We start from the raw sequence: 13,673 nt of genomic DNA, 5'->3' as shown, positions 1-13,673 counted from the left end.
TCGACCGAACCAGGCCCCCACCTGGCCCGAGCGCCCCCACTTACCACAGCGTGCTCAGGCCACGAATGTAGCGCACGGTCGGGGCCCGTGTTTGCCATGTGTCACTTGTGGACATTCTTACCTGCCATGTCAATGGCTGGAACCCATCCCTCGGCGGGCCGGTGAAGCCAGCCTTCCGCGGCGGCGAGCTCGGCCGCGGCCCGGCGCAGGGCGTCGATTCCGGGGTGCGCCAAGCCCTTGCGCCACACCAAAGACACCGGCGACAGGGGCACCGGGTCGACCAGTGGCCGCAGGACGGTGTTCGGCATGGCTGGAAAACCCACCACGGCGAGAATGGGGTTGCGTGTCCTGGACATGACGCGCTGGAACTCCTCGTGCCCGACCGCGAGCGGCGCGGGAGGTGCCACGGCGATCCCCCGGCCCTCGAAGAGCCGCCGGGCGAGATCGGTCCATTCCGGTGTCCGGGGATTCCCGGCTCCCGCGTACACCTCCTCCCCCGCCAGCTCGGCCAGCGGCACCTCGGCGAGGGCGGCCAGCCGGTGGTCCTCGGGCAGGACGACGGCCATGCGCTCCAGGCGGACGAGCTGGTGGTCGAGGCCCGTGCGCAGTGCCGGGGCGAGCCCCGCCCACCGGCCGAAGGAGGCGTCGAGGCGGCCGGCGAGGACCTCGGCCGCCGCGCCGGTCAGACCGCTCTCGTAGCGGGCCATCAGCTCGGTGTCGGGGGCGAGTTCGCGGGCCCGGTGCAGTACCCGGCGGCCGGTGCCGAGGCCGGGCGAGTTGAGGTCGACCAGCAGCGGTCTGGCCTGCCCGAAGGCGGCGAGGAGGGCGTCCTGCGCGTCCAGCACCCGGCGGGCGTGCGGCACCAGCCGCTCCCCGTCGGAGGTCAGCGTGACCTGCCGGGTGGTCCGCACGAAGAGCTCGGCCCCCAGTTCCCGCTCCAGGCGCCGCACGTCCCGGCTGAGCGCCTGCTGGGCGACGTAGAGGCGGGCCGCGGCACGGGTGAAGTGCAGTTCCTCGGCGACGGCGAGGAAGGCGCGCAGGAGGCGGGGGTCGAGGTGCGGCGGGGCGGGCATCCGGCGAAGCTACAACGGGGGCGCGCGGCTCGGCACCGGGAATTCCGGCGGATTCACAACCCAGGTGCGTGAATGCCGACCGAACAGGTGTTGGACCTCCTGATCACTCCCCGGCGACGGTGGACCCATGCCGCAGCCGATGTTCACGACCACCGGGGACATGCTCGTCGCCGTCGACCTCACCCCCCGTCCGCCGCGCCCGCCCGGCCCCTACCGCCGTCTCTTCGCCCGCCCCGGCGCCCTCGCCTTCACCGTCGGCAACCTGCTCGCCCGGCTCCCCATGGGCATGTTCGGCGTGAGCGCGATCGTCATGATCGTCGCCGCCCGGGACTCCTACGCCCTCGCCGGCGCCGTCAGCGCGACCGGCCTCGCGGCGACCGCGCTGGTCGCGCCCTGGACGGCACGGCTCGTCGACCGGTACGGCCAGGCGCGGGTCGCCGTACCGGCCACGCTGCTCGCGGCGCTCGGCTCTCTCGCGCTCGTGCTGTGCGTACGGTCCGACGCCCCCACCTGGACCCTGTTCCTCGCGTACGCCGCCACCGCCACCACGCCCAACATCGGCGGCATGTCCCGGGCCCGCTGGGCCCATCTGCTCGGGGACGACGACCAGGCCCTGCACACCGCGAACTCCTTCGAACAGGCCGCGGACGAGCTGTGTTTCATGCTGGGCCCGGCCCTGGCGGTCCTGCTGTGCACCGCGTTCTTCCCGCAGGCGGGGACGGTGGCCGGAGTGGCGCTGCTGGTCACGGGCATGCTGGTGTTCACGGCCCAGCGCTCGACCGAGCCGCCGGTGTCCGGGGCGCCGACGCGGGCCGAGGCGCCGCTGCGGGCTCCCGGAATCCCCCCGCTGCTCGTGGTCTGCCTGGCCATGGGCGTGGTGTTCGGGTCCATGGAGGTCGTCACGATCGCCTTCGCGGACGCCCAGGGGCACCCGTCGGCGGCCGGGGTCGTCCTCGGTCTCCAGGCGGCCGGTTCCTGCGCGGCCGGACTGCTGTACGGCGTCTGGAGGCCGTCCGGTCCGGCCGGGCGCCGCTACCCGTGGTGCGTGGCCGCGATGACCGTCCTGATGACATTGCCGCTGCTCGCCGCGGCCCTCACGGGCTCCCTCCTCGCCCTCGCGGCCGCCCTCCTCCTCGCCGGCATGGCGACCGCCCCGACCATGGTCACGGGCATGACCCTCCTCCAGGAACGCATCCCCGGGGGCCGCCTCAACGAGGGCATGACCCTCGCGGTGACCGGCCTCCTCGGCGGGATCGCCGGGGGCAGTGCGATGGGCGGCTGGACGGCGGAACACATCTCGGCGACGGCGGGATTCGGGGTACCGGTGGCTGCGGCGGCGGTAGCGCTGATGATCACGCTGGGGCGGGTGACCCCCACTGGGGGCTGAGCCCCCTGGGAGCGGGGTCGAAGGGCAGCATGCCCCTGGGGACGGGAACGGGTAGGGGCGGCGGGGCGAAACACCCGCACCCGCACCCCAATTCGCGCGCACCCCATTGACGCCCCCACAGCTCGCACATACCTTCGCCCGTCGAAGCGCTTCGACGTCACGCATCGAATCGATTCGACGATCCGTCGCGTGACGTCTCCCCCAGCACCATCCGGCTCCGAACTTCCCTGGAGGCACGGGATGTTGACGGCACCAAGGCGTGTGATGGCGATGGCGGTGGCCCTGACCGGGTCGCTGCTCCTGGCCTCCTGCGGAGACTCGGACAGCGGGTCCTCCGAGGACGGCAAGACGCTCAAACTGTGGCACTACGAAGCCCCGAACAGCGCGATGGGGCAGGCGTGGAACGAGGCGATCAAGGAATTCAAGGCCAAGCACCCGGGCGTGAAGGTGGAGTTCGAGGAGAAGGGCTTCGAACAGATCCAGAAGACCGCCCCGATGGTCCTGAACTCCTCCGACGCGCCCGACGTCATGGAGTACCTCAAGGGCAACGCGAGCGCCGGCCTGCTGTCCAAGCAGGGGCTGCTCACCGAGCTCACCCAAGAAGCCGAGACCCGCGGCTGGGACAAGAAGCTCAGCGCGAGCGTCCGCACCACCAGCGTGTACGACACCAACGGGGTCATGGGCTCCGGCAAGTGGTACGGCGTGCCCAACTACGCCGAGTACACGATGGTGTACTACAACAAGGACCTGTTCAAGAAGTACGGGATCGCCGAGCCGAAGACGTTCGACGAACTGACCGCCGCGATGGACAAGTTCGTCCAGAACAAGATCACCCCGCTGGCCAACGCCGGCGCCGAGTACCCGGCCCAGCAGTACCTCTACCAGCTCGCCCTGTCGAAGGCCGACCGCGCCTGGGTCGACTCCTACCAGCTCTACAAGGGCAAGACCGACTTCCACGACACCGCCTGGACCCACGCCGCCGAGACCTTCGCCGACTGGGTGAAGAAGGGCTACATCGCCAAGACCTCCAGCAGCACCAAGGCCGAGGACGCGGGTGTCTCCTTCATCCGGGGCAAGTCGCCGATCCTCTTCTCCGGCAGCTGGTGGTACGGCCGGTTCGTCGACGAGGTGAAGTTCGACTGGGGCACCTTCCTGTGGCCCGACACGAACCTCAGCCCCGGCTCCGGCGGCAACATCTGGGTCGTCCCCAAGGGCGCCAAGAACAAGAAGCTGGCCTACGAGTTCATCGACATCACCATGTCGAAGAAGATCCAGAACCTGCTCGGCAACAAGGGCGGCGTCCCGGTCGCGGCCGACGCGAGCGCCATCACCGAACCGAGGTCGAAAGAGCTCATCGACAACTTCAACACCCTCTCCCAGCGTGACGGCCTGGCCTTCTACCCGGACTGGCCGGTGCCCGGCTACTACGACGTCCTGGTCTCCCAGACCCAGAAGCTGATCACCGGCAGCGAGCAGCCGGACGGCTATCTGGACGCCCTCCAGGAGGCGTACGACAAGGGCGCGCCGAAGCCATGACGGTGACCGTCGAACGAGGGGTGACCGGCAAGGAGGCCCAGGCCGGTCCCCCTCGGCGCCGCCCCCGCGACTCCTACGCCCTGTTCCTGCTCCCCGGTGTCCTCGCCTTCCTCGCCGTGATCGTCGTGCCGTTCCTGATGAACACGGGCGTCAGCTTCACCGACTGGCAGGGCGTGGGCTCCCCGAGCTGGACCGGGCTCGCCAACTACCGCGAACTGATGGACGACTCGGAGTTCTGGGCGTCCTTCCGGCACAGCATGTTCATGGTGATCGCCATGGCGGCCGTGCCGACGGCGGTCGGACTGGTCCTGGCCGCCGCCCTGTTCGACTACGTCGGCAAGCACTTCGGCTCGAAGGTCGTCGCCGTGCTGCGCGCGTGCTTCTACCTCCCGCAGGTGCTGCCGATCGCCGTCGCGGGCATCGTCTGGAGCTGGATCCTCGCCCCCGACAACGGATCGCTGAACGCGCTTCTCAAGGCCGTCGGCCTCGGGTCCTGGCAGCAGGACTGGCTCGGCGACCCCGACATCGCGCTCTACAGCGTGATGGGCGTGATGGTGTGGGTGCAGATCGGCTTCCCGCTGGTCGTCTTCATGGCCGGGCTCCAGCGCGTCGACCCGCAGTTGCACGAGGCGGCCGAGTTGGACGGGGCCGGCTGGTGGAGCCGGTTCTGGCACGTCACGCTGCCGCAGATCCGCCCGGAGATCTACGTCGTGCTGACCTGGTGCACGGTCGCCGCCCTGAAGGTCTTCGGCGCGGTGTACGTCCTGACCAAGGGCGGACCGGGCGGCGCGACCAACGTCCCCTCCTACTTTTCCTTCACCACGTTCTTCGAGAAGACGCAGGTCGGGTACGGCGCCGCCATCTCCACCGTGCTCACGGTGATCATCCTGGCGCTCTCCCTGATCGGCCTGAAGCTCCAGACCCGCGCGGAGGGGAGAGCATGAGCACCGCGCTACGCCGTTACCCCGTCCTCGTCGCGCTGTGCGTGGCGGCCCTGTTCATGGTCGTGCCGTTCCTGATCGTGGCGGTCAACGCGGTCAAGTCCCCCACCGAGTACTCCCAGCACGGCCCGCTGAGTCTGCCCGACGGTCTCTACCTGGACGGTCTGAAGGATTTCTGGGAGCGCGTCGACTACAGCCAGAAGCTCTTCAACTCCCTGGTGATCAGCGGCGCGGTGGCCGTCCTCGCGGTGGTCCTGTCCGTCCTGAACGCGTACGCGATCGGCATCGGCCGGGTCAAGGGCCGTACCTGGGTGCTGGCCTTCTTCGTGCTGGCGAACATGCTGCCGCAGGAGGCGCTGGTCTACCCGGTGTACTACCTGAGCAAGGAGGCCGGTCTCTACGACACCCGGCTCAGCGTGATCATCGTGTTCACGGTGATCCAGGCGGCGTTCGGCACGTATCTGCTGTCGTCCGTGCTGGGCCAGTTCCCCCGCGAGATCATCGAGGCCGCGCGGATCGACGGCGCGACCAAGTGGCAGATCCTGTGGCGGATCGTCGTCCCCGTCAGCCGCCCCACCCTCGGCGTGCTGCTGGTCTTCTTCTTCATCTGGACCTGGAACGAGTTCCTGCTCCCCCTGGTCATGCTGATCTCCAACGACAACCAGACGGTGTCGGTGGCCCTCGGCGTCCTCCAGGGCCAGCGGCTGATGGACGCCACCATGACCAACGCGGCGGCCCTGCTCGGTGTCCTGCCGGCGATCGTCTTCTTCCTCCTGTTCCAGCGGACCCTCACCCGCGGTATCGCCGTGGGTGCCGTCAAATAAGGACCCCCCACATGAAGTTCACCGACGGTTACTGGCTGCTGCGCGAGGGCGTGACCGCGGCCCACCCGGCCCAGGTCCACGAGGTCAGCGCGTCGGACGGCCGCCTGGACATCCTCGCGCCGACCCAGCCCATCCGCCGCCGCGGCGACCTGTTGAAGGGACCGGTCGTGACGATCAGCGCGCACGCCCCGATACCCGATGTCATCGGCGTCACCTTCACCCACTTCGAGGGCGAGCAGCCGCAGGTTCCCCGGTTCGAGGTGCGCACGGAGGACGTCACCGCGTACGCCGAGCACGACGAGGCGCACGCGACCCTCACCTCCGGCGCCCTGTCGGTCCGGGTGGCCCGCACGGACACCTGGCAGGTCGACTTCCTCGCGGACGGCCGGCTGCTGACCGGCAGCGGTCCCAAGGGCATGGGCATCATGCGGGACGCGACAGGCGCCCACTACCTGCGCGAGCAGCTGGGACTCGGGGTCGGCACCTCGGTGTACGGCCTCGGCGAACGCTTCGGGCCGCTGGTCAAGAACGGCCAGGTCGTCGACGTCTGGAACGCCGACGGTGGCACGGCCACCGAACAGGCCTACAAGAACGTCCCGTTCTACCTCACGGACGCGGGCTACGGCGTCTTCGTCGACCATCCCGGCAAGGTCTCCTTCGAGGTCGGCTCGGAAGCCGTCTCGCGGGTCCAGTTCAGCGCCGAGACGCAGGAGTTGACGTACTACGTCATCTACGGGCCCACCCCCAAGGAGATCATCCGCAAGTACACGGCCCTCACCGGCCGCCCGGCCCTCCCGCCCGCCTGGTCCTTCGGCCTGTGGCTGTCGACGTCCTTCACGACGTCGTACGACGAGAAGACCGTGACGTCCTTCATCGACGGCATGCGGGAGCGCGAACTGCCCCTGTCCGTCTTCCACTTCGACTGCTTCTGGATGCGCGAGTTCAACTGGTGCGACTTCCAGTGGGACCCGCGGGTCTTCCCCGACCCGGAGGGCATGCTCGCGCGGCTGCACGAGCGGGGTCTGCGGGTGTCGGTCTGGATCAACCCGTACATCGCCCAGCGGTCGCCCCTGTTCGCCGAGGGCAAGGCGCTCGGTCACCTCCTCAGGCGCCCGGACGGCAGCGTCTGGCAGTGGGACCTGTGGCAGCCCGGGATGGCGCTGGTCGACTTCACCAGCCCGGCCGCCCGCGACTGGTATGCGGCCAAGCTGGAGGCGCTCCTCGCGCAGGGCGTGGACTGCTTCAAGACCGACTTCGGCGAACGGGTGCCGCTGGACGTGGAGTGGTCCGACGGCTCCGACCCCGAGCGGATGCACAACTACTACAGCTACCTCTACAACCGGACCGTCTTCGACGTGCTGCGCAAGCACCGCGGCGAGGAGGAGGCGGTGGTCTTCGCCCGCTCGGCGACCACCGGCAGCCAGCAGTTCCCGGTGCACTGGGGCGGCGACTGCGAGGCGACCTACGAGTCGATGGCGGAGTCCCTGCGCGGAGGTCTCTCCCTCGGCCTGTCCGGCTTCGGGTTCTGGAGCCATGACATCGGCGGCTTCGAGGGGACGCCGACACCCGCGCTGTTCAAGCGGTGGCTGGCGTTCGGCCTGCTGTCCTCCCACAGCCGCCTGCACGGCAGCTCCTCCTACCGCGTCCCGTGGCACTTCGACGAGGAGTCGGTCCACGTGCTGCGGCACTTCACCCGGCTCAAGCTCCAGCTGATGCCGTACCTCTACGAGGCCGCCCGCACCGCCCACACCGAGGGCACGCCGGTCATGCGGGCCATGGTCCTGGAGTTCCCGGACGACCCCGGGTGCGCGCACCTGGAGCGGCAGTACATGCTCGGCCCGGATCTGCTGGTGGCGCCGGTCTTCAGCGACGAGGGGGACGTCTCGTACTACGTGCCCGAGGGCACCTGGACCCACTTCGTGACCGGTGAGACGGTCACCGGGCCGCGCTGGGTGCGGGAGCGGCACGACTTCCTCGGGGTGCCGCTGCTGGTGCGGCCCGGCGCGGTGATCCCGGTGGGCGCGGTGGCCGACCGGCCCGACTACGACCACGCCGACGGAGTGACCCTGCGGGCGTACGGTCTGCGGCGCGGGGCGCAGGTGACGGTCCGGGTCGGGGACGCGGCCTTCACCGTCGTACGCGAAGGGGACACGCTGCGGGCGTCGTGCGCCGACCCCCGCGTCCCGTGGGCGCTGGCGGCCGGGGAGCGGGTCGTGCGGGCGCCGGCCGGGACCGGGTTCCTCACGGTGGAGCTGGGCTGATGGTGAAGATCACGGACGTGGCCCGGCACGCGGGTGTCTCGCCGAGCACCGTCTCCTACGCGCTCAGCGGCAAGCGGCCGATCTCCGAGGAGACCCGCCGGCGTGTGGAGGCGTCCATCCGGGAGCTGGGTTACCGGCCGCACGCGGGCGCCCGGGCGCTGGCCAGCAGCAGGTCGAACGTGCTGGCGCTGGTGGTGCCCTTACGGACCGGCATGCATGTGCCGGTGGTGATGCAGTTCGCGGTCTCGGTGGTGACGACGGCCCGGCGCCACGACCATGACGTGCTGCTGCTGACGCAGGAGGAGGGCGAGGACGGGCTGCGGCGGGTCGCGGACACCGCGCTGGTGGACGCGATGATCGTCATGGACGTCCAACTCGACGACCCACGGCTGCCGTTGCTGCGTTCCCTGGACCGGCCCTCGGTGCTGATCGGCTTTCCCGCCGAGGCGGCCGGGCTGACCTGTGTCGACCTCGACTTCAAGGCGGCCGGCGAGGCGTGCGTGGAGCATCTGGCGCGGCTCGGGCACCGGGTGGTGGCGCTGGTCGGCTCACCGCCGGAGGTGTACGTGCGGCAGACCGCGTTCGCGCAGCGTGTGGTGCAGGGGTTCACCGCCGCCGCGGACCGGGGCCGGCTCGCCTCCTCGGTGCACCCCTGCGAGGCCACGCCCGCCGCCGCCCGCCAGGTCGCCGAGCGACTGCTGCGCGAGCAGCCCGCGTTGACCGGGGTGGTCGTGCACAACGAGGCGATCCTGGAGCCGCTCGTCGACGCCTTCGAGCAGCTGGGCCTGCGGGTGCCCGCCGACCTCTCCGTCACCGCGATCTGCCCCGACGAACTCGCCGGGAACCTCCGCGTGCCGGTCACCTCCATCGCCCTGCCCTCCGCCGAGGTCGGCGCCCTGGCGGTGGAGTTGCTGGTGCGGAAGCTCGACAGCAGGACGGTGCCCGAGGCCACGCTGCTGCCGCCCCGGATGACGGAACGCGCGAGCACGGCACCGCGGAACACGCCCTGACCCACCCAGTGCAAGGCCCTACCCGAAGGAGCCGTGGCATGAGAGGCAGCAAGAGACGCAGATCCACCCTGGTGGTGGCGCTGGCCCTGATCGCGGGGCTCGGCGCCACCGTTCCCTCCCACGCGGAGGAGACGTACCCCTTCCGCGATCCGTCCCTGTCCGTGGACCAGCGGGTCGAGGACCTCCTCGACCGTCTCACCCTCGACGAGAAGATCGGCCTGCTCCACCAGTACCAGGCCGCGGTCCCCCGTCTGGGCATCCAGTCCTTCCGCACCGGCACCGAGGCCCTGCACGGCGTCGCCTGGCTCGGCGAGACCACCGTCTTCCCGCAGGCCATCGGGCTCGCCTCGACCTGGGACCCGGCCCTGATGGAGCGGGTCGGCTCGGCGGTCGGCGACGAGGTTCGCGGCTTCCAGCAGGACCGCCCGGCCGGCTGGGGCCTCAACCTGTGGGCGCCGGTGGTGAACCTGCTCCGCGACCCGCGCTGGGGCCGCAACGAGGAGGGCTACAGCGAGGACCCCGAGCTGACCGGCGCGCTGTCGACGGCGTACGGCGAGGGCCTGACCGGCGGGGACCCCGACCACCTCAAGACGGCTCCGACGCTGAAGCACTACCTCGCCAACAACAACGAGTGGCACCGCACCACCACCTCCTCCGACCTGCGCCCGCGGGTCGCGAAGGAGTACGAGGAGGCAGCGTTCAGACCGGCGATCGAGGCGGACGCGGCGACCGGCGTGATGTCCTCCTACAACCTGGTCAACGGCCGCCCCGCGACGGTGAACCCGGACCTGAACGACGTCGTGCGCAAGTGGACCTCCTACGACCTTCTGAACGTCACCGACGCCTTCGCCCCCGGCAACCTCCCCGGCGACCAGAAGTACTACCCGAGCGTGACGGAGGGCGACGCGGCCGCTCTGAAGGCCGGCATCGACAGCTTCACGGACAACGACACGAACTCCGCGGTGACGACCGGCGCGGTCAAGTCGGCTCTGGAGCGGGGCCTGTTGGCGGAGGGGGACGTCGACGAGGCCGCCGGGCACATCCTGTCCGTCCGGGTCCGGCTCGGTGAGTTCGACCCCGGCGGCGGAAAGTACGGCGCGATCGACAAATCGGTCATCAACAGCCCCGCCCACCGGAAGCTGGCGCGCGAGGCGGCGACCGAGGGGGCGGTGCTGCTGAAGAACCAGGCGGGCACGCTGCCGCTGCGGAAGTCCGCGAAGGACGTCGCCGTGGTCGGCCCGCTCGCCGACACCCTCTACACCGACTGGTACTCGGGCACCCTCCCCTACGCGGTCACCCCCGCCGAGGGCATCGCGGCCAAGCTCGGCACCGACGTCACGAGCAGCGAGGGCGTCGACCGGATCGCGCTGCGGAACGCGGCGACCGGCGAGTACGTCACGGCGGGCACGGACGCGGACGGCGAGCCGCTGAAGGAGACCACGGCCTCGGACGCGAGCGCCCAGTTCGACGTCTTCGACTGGGGCGGCGGTGTGGTCACCCTGCGCTCGGCCGCCAACGGCAAGTACGTCGGCTACAACTGGTCCTCGTTCGTCAACGACCAGGTGCAGCCCGGGGGTTGGTTCGCCCAGCAGCAGTTCAGGCTGGAGGAGCAGGCCGACGGCACCCACCTGCTGCGCTACGCGGGCTACGAGACCGAGGAACCCTGGTGGGGCAACCCCGTCTACCTCGGCCCGACCGGCGCGGACGGCACGCTCGGCCTGGTCGCCAAGGACGCGGCCGCGCACTACACCAGGGACGTCGTCCGCAGCGGCGTCGACGAGGCCGTCGCCGCGGTCAAGGGCAGGGACGCCGCGGTGGTGGTGGTCGGCTCCAACCCCTCGATCAACGGCCGCGAGGCCCACGACCGCACCGACATGGGCCTGGCCACGGCCCAGGAAGCCCTGGTCAGGGCGGTGCGCCAGGCCAACCCGAAGACGGTCGTGATCGTCGAGAACAGCTACCCGACCACCCTCGGCGCCCTCCAGCGCGAGGTCCCCGCGGTCCTGTGGACGTCCCACGCGGGCCAGGAGACCGGCAACGCGCTGGCGGACCTGCTGTACGGGGACGCCAACCCCTCCGGCCGCCTCACCCAGACCTGGTACCGCGACGAGTCCGACCTCCCGTCGATCCTCGACTACGACATCATCAAGTCCGACCGCACCTACCAGTACTTCAAGGGCAGCCCCCTCCACCCCTTCGGCCACGGCCTGTCCTACACCTCCTTCCGCTACGGCGCCCTCCAGCAGGTGCCCGGCGGGTACGAGGTGAAGGTCACCAACACCGGCACCCGCGCGGGTGCCGAGGTCGTCCAGCTCTACGCCCACCAGCGGGTCTCCCGGGACAAGCAGCCCCTGAAGCAGCTGAAGGCCTTCCAGCGGGTGACGCTGAAGCCCGGCGAGACGAGGACGGTCAAGCTGAGGGTGACGCGCAAGGACCTCGCGCACTGGGACGTCACCCGCTCCAGGTGGGTGGTGGAGAACGGCACGTACGACGTCATGGTCGGCGCCTCCTCCGCGGACGTCCGCGCCCGGGCCACCTGGCGGGTCTCCGGCGAGACCATCCCGGCCCGCGACCTGTCCCGCACCACCCGCGCCGAGAACTTCGACGACTACGAAGGCACGCGCCTGGTCGACGAGTCGAAGGAGCGCGGTACGGCGGTGGGCGTGGCGGCCGACCGGGCGTGGCTGAAGTTCGGCGACGCCCGGCTCGGGGCGGGCCCGAAGAGGTTCACCGCCCGCGTGGCCGGCGCGTCCGGCACGGTCGAGGTCCGGCTGGGTTCCCCGACCGGCACCCTCGCCGGTACGGCGTCCTTCGACGGCACCTCGTCGCCGTACGCCTACGAGACGGTGACCGCGGACCTCTCGCGCGCCGCGAAGGGCCGTACCGACGTCTACCTGGTGCTCAGGGGCAAGGGCCTGCGGCTGGCGACGTTCACCCTGCGCTGAGACCGCGTGACGCGGGCCCGTCGCCTCGGCGGAGGGCGGGCCCGCCGTGGTGGTTCACAGCCGGGGAGCGCGGTCCCTTCCGAACTGCCGCACGAGCGTGCCGGGGTGGCGGATGACCTGCCACAGACCGGCCGCGAGCAGCAGCGCGCTGACGGCGAAGCAGACCCAGAACACGAACTGGGCGCCGGGGGCGAGGTCGTGGGTGCTGCCGTCCTCGTAGCGGCAGTACGCCTGCGGGGGAAACGCCCGGGAGACGCCTTCGCCCCCGTAGCGCTGGGAGCACGGGTCCTCGCCAGGGTCCTTGAGCGAGTCGTCGGCCGCGACGGTCAGCAGCCAGGCGAAGGCCGCCACCGGGATCGTGACGAAGACGGTGACCTTCGCCGGGGCCGGCAGCCGGGGGTGGCCGAGGACCCCGTTCAGCGCGATCTGCACGACGCCGAACGCCACGGCGACGACGAACGCGGCGGTCGGCTCCCCGAAGACCTCCTCCAGCAGCCAGACCACCGCGGCCACCGGGGGCGCGGTGAGCACGAAGACCTTGACGCCGGGCGCGATGGCCGGATGGCCGAGCAGGAGCAGGGCGACGGCACAACCGAGGACGGCGAGGAACCCGGTCACGGAGCCGCCGGCGCGGTCGGGCGCGCGGCGCCGCCCGTGTCGGTCCCCCGGTACGCCTCGTCCTTCTCCCAGGGCCCGACGCCGAGCCGCCCCGTCGTCCCGAGGTCCAGTTCGGGGACCACCGTGACCGGGTCGGCACCGGGCTTCGGGCGCACCCGGAGGTACGGCACGTTCACCGGGCCGTCGACCCCGGCCTCGGTGGTGTTGCGCCAGGCGAGGGTCGTCCGTGCGGCCTCGCCCGGTCGCAGCGTCACGGGGCGCGGGGTGCCGCCGCCCACGGCGGTGCTGATCCGCTCGGTCCCGTCGAGGACCCGCACCCCGTCGATCGGGGCGTGGTCCTCGCCCAGGAGCCGCAGTTCCGGGTAGCCGTCGAGCTCGTAGGGCCGGGTACCGCAGTTGACGAGGTGGAGGCCGACGACACGCAGGCCCATGGCGGCGTCCCCCTGGTCCAGGTGGAGGCGGATGCCGGACGCGGGGCACGGTCCGGAAGCGGTCGCCGCCTCGTCGACGGGCACGCTGCGCACCTTCACCACCCGCACCCCCGACACCTCGGGCGCGTGACCGGCCGTCCGCGCCAGGACGACGGTCCCCTTGGCGGTCCGCCCCGCTCCCACCGACGCGACGGTCCCCTCGGCGTCCTCGACCACGCTCCCGGACGCCGTGACGAAGCCGAGGGTCACCGTGTAGGCGGCCGCCGCCGGTCCCGGGTTGGTCACCTCGAACTCGGCCGTGAGATCGGCCTCGCAGCCGCTGTCGGCGGCCCACGCGTACAGGCCGGTGACCCGCACACCGTCCTCGTCGGGGCCGCCGGTGGACGGCAGGGGGACCGGCGTCGGGGTGCCGGAGGGAGTGAAGGAGGGCGGGGCGGACGCGGGCGTGGCGCCGTACCGCGCGAACTCCGACGGGCACAACGGGGTGGCGCCGAGCGGACCGTCGGCGGCGTCCCCCTCCCGCGGGGCACGCTCGGAACCGCACCCGGCGAGCAGCAGAACACCGGCGAGTACTGCGGGCACGGCCCGCGAGACGCTGGACATCCGCCCACCCCACCAGGGGCGGGGCCCGGCGGCAGTGGCGGAAG

At 71.3% G+C, this 13,673-nt stretch carries 10 protein-coding genes; 7 read left to right on the top strand and 3 right to left on the bottom strand.

The window, feature by feature from the left end; genetic code table 11:
* Nucleotides 1–101 precede the first annotated feature (101 nt).
* Complete coding sequence (locus ACZ56U_RS14390) at nt 102–1,073, bottom strand: LysR family transcriptional regulator (RefSeq protein WP_469084333.1); 972 nt, start codon at nt 1,071–1,073, stop codon at nt 102–104.
* A gap of 127 nt (nt 1,074–1,200) precedes the next feature.
* Between ACZ56U_RS14390 and ACZ56U_RS14385 the strand changes: the two genes are divergently transcribed.
* From ACZ56U_RS14385 to ACZ56U_RS14355, 7 genes are all read left to right on the top strand, one after another.
* A complete protein-coding gene (locus tag ACZ56U_RS14385) occupies nt 1,201–2,460 on the top strand; it encodes an MFS transporter (protein ID WP_469084332.1) in 1,260 nt (419 codons plus the stop codon).
* 264 nt (nt 2,461–2,724) lie between these two features.
* Nucleotides 2,725–3,996 (top strand): ABC transporter substrate-binding protein, encoded by a 1,272-nt coding sequence (locus ACZ56U_RS14380; protein WP_469084331.1) that lies wholly within the window; start codon nt 2,725–2,727, stop codon nt 3,994–3,996.
* A complete protein-coding gene (locus tag ACZ56U_RS14375) occupies nt 3,993–4,940 on the top strand; it encodes a carbohydrate ABC transporter permease (RefSeq protein ID WP_469084330.1) in 948 nt (315 codons plus the stop codon). The genes ACZ56U_RS14380 and ACZ56U_RS14375 overlap by 4 nt, the downstream gene beginning before the upstream one ends.
* A complete protein-coding gene (locus tag ACZ56U_RS14370) occupies nt 4,937–5,761 on the top strand; it encodes a carbohydrate ABC transporter permease (protein ID WP_469084329.1) in 825 nt (274 codons plus the stop codon). Before ACZ56U_RS14375 ends, ACZ56U_RS14370 begins: the two co-directional genes overlap by 4 nt.
* An 11-nt stretch (nt 5,762–5,772) precedes the next feature.
* Nucleotides 5,773–8,022 (top strand): alpha-xylosidase, encoded by a 2,250-nt coding sequence (gene yicI, locus ACZ56U_RS14365; protein WP_469084328.1) that lies wholly within the window; start codon nt 5,773–5,775, stop codon nt 8,020–8,022.
* A complete protein-coding gene (locus ACZ56U_RS14360) occupies nt 8,022–9,032 on the top strand; it encodes a LacI family DNA-binding transcriptional regulator (RefSeq protein WP_469084327.1) in 1,011 nt (336 codons plus the stop codon). The genes yicI and ACZ56U_RS14360 overlap by 1 nt, the downstream gene beginning before the upstream one ends.
* A 38-nt stretch (nt 9,033–9,070) precedes the next feature.
* Nucleotides 9,071–11,977 (top strand): glycoside hydrolase family 3 C-terminal domain-containing protein, encoded by a 2,907-nt coding sequence (locus ACZ56U_RS14355; protein WP_469084326.1) that lies wholly within the window; start codon nt 9,071–9,073, stop codon nt 11,975–11,977.
* Nucleotides 11,978–12,031: 54 nt separating this feature from the next.
* Here ACZ56U_RS14355 and ACZ56U_RS14350 read toward each other — a convergent pair whose 3' ends face one another.
* Both ACZ56U_RS14350 and ACZ56U_RS14345 read right to left on the bottom strand, forming a co-directional pair.
* A complete protein-coding gene (locus ACZ56U_RS14350; RefSeq protein WP_469084325.1) occupies nt 12,032–12,595 on the bottom strand; it encodes a hypothetical protein in 564 nt (187 codons plus the stop codon).
* A complete protein-coding gene (locus tag ACZ56U_RS14345; protein ID WP_469084324.1) occupies nt 12,592–13,629 on the bottom strand; it encodes a DUF4232 domain-containing protein in 1,038 nt (345 codons plus the stop codon). The genes ACZ56U_RS14350 and ACZ56U_RS14345 overlap by 4 nt, the downstream gene beginning before the upstream one ends.
* Between the last annotated feature and the right edge of the window lie 44 nt (nt 13,630–13,673).

Source organism: Streptomyces sp. NPDC034103 (assembly GCF_055575395.1).
Note: the sequence above shows the minus strand (reverse complement) of the source record. Positions and strands in the feature narration are given on the sequence as shown.

What these genes read in the sequence shown, in the direction of transcription:
- ACZ56U_RS14390 (WP_469084333.1), bottom strand. Translation starts at nt 1,073, where the DNA reads ATGCCCGCCCCGCCGCACCTCGACCCCCGCCTCCTGCGCGCCTTCCTC.
- ACZ56U_RS14385 (WP_469084332.1), top strand. Translation starts at nt 1,201, where the DNA reads ATGCCGCAGCCGATGTTCACGACCACCGGGGACATGCTCGTCGCCGTC.
- ACZ56U_RS14380 (WP_469084331.1), top strand. Translation starts at nt 2,725, where the DNA reads ATGGCGATGGCGGTGGCCCTGACCGGGTCGCTGCTCCTGGCCTCCTGC.
- ACZ56U_RS14375 (WP_469084330.1), top strand. Translation starts at nt 3,993, where the DNA reads ATGACGGTGACCGTCGAACGAGGGGTGACCGGCAAGGAGGCCCAGGCC.
- ACZ56U_RS14370 (WP_469084329.1), top strand. Translation starts at nt 4,937, where the DNA reads ATGAGCACCGCGCTACGCCGTTACCCCGTCCTCGTCGCGCTGTGCGTG.
- yicI (WP_469084328.1), top strand. Translation starts at nt 5,773, where the DNA reads ATGAAGTTCACCGACGGTTACTGGCTGCTGCGCGAGGGCGTGACCGCG.
- ACZ56U_RS14360 (WP_469084327.1), top strand. Translation starts at nt 8,022, where the DNA reads ATGGTGAAGATCACGGACGTGGCCCGGCACGCGGGTGTCTCGCCGAGC.
- ACZ56U_RS14355 (WP_469084326.1), top strand. Translation starts at nt 9,071, where the DNA reads ATGAGAGGCAGCAAGAGACGCAGATCCACCCTGGTGGTGGCGCTGGCC.
- ACZ56U_RS14345 (WP_469084324.1), bottom strand. Translation starts at nt 13,629, where the DNA reads ATGTCCAGCGTCTCGCGGGCCGTGCCCGCAGTACTCGCCGGTGTTCTG.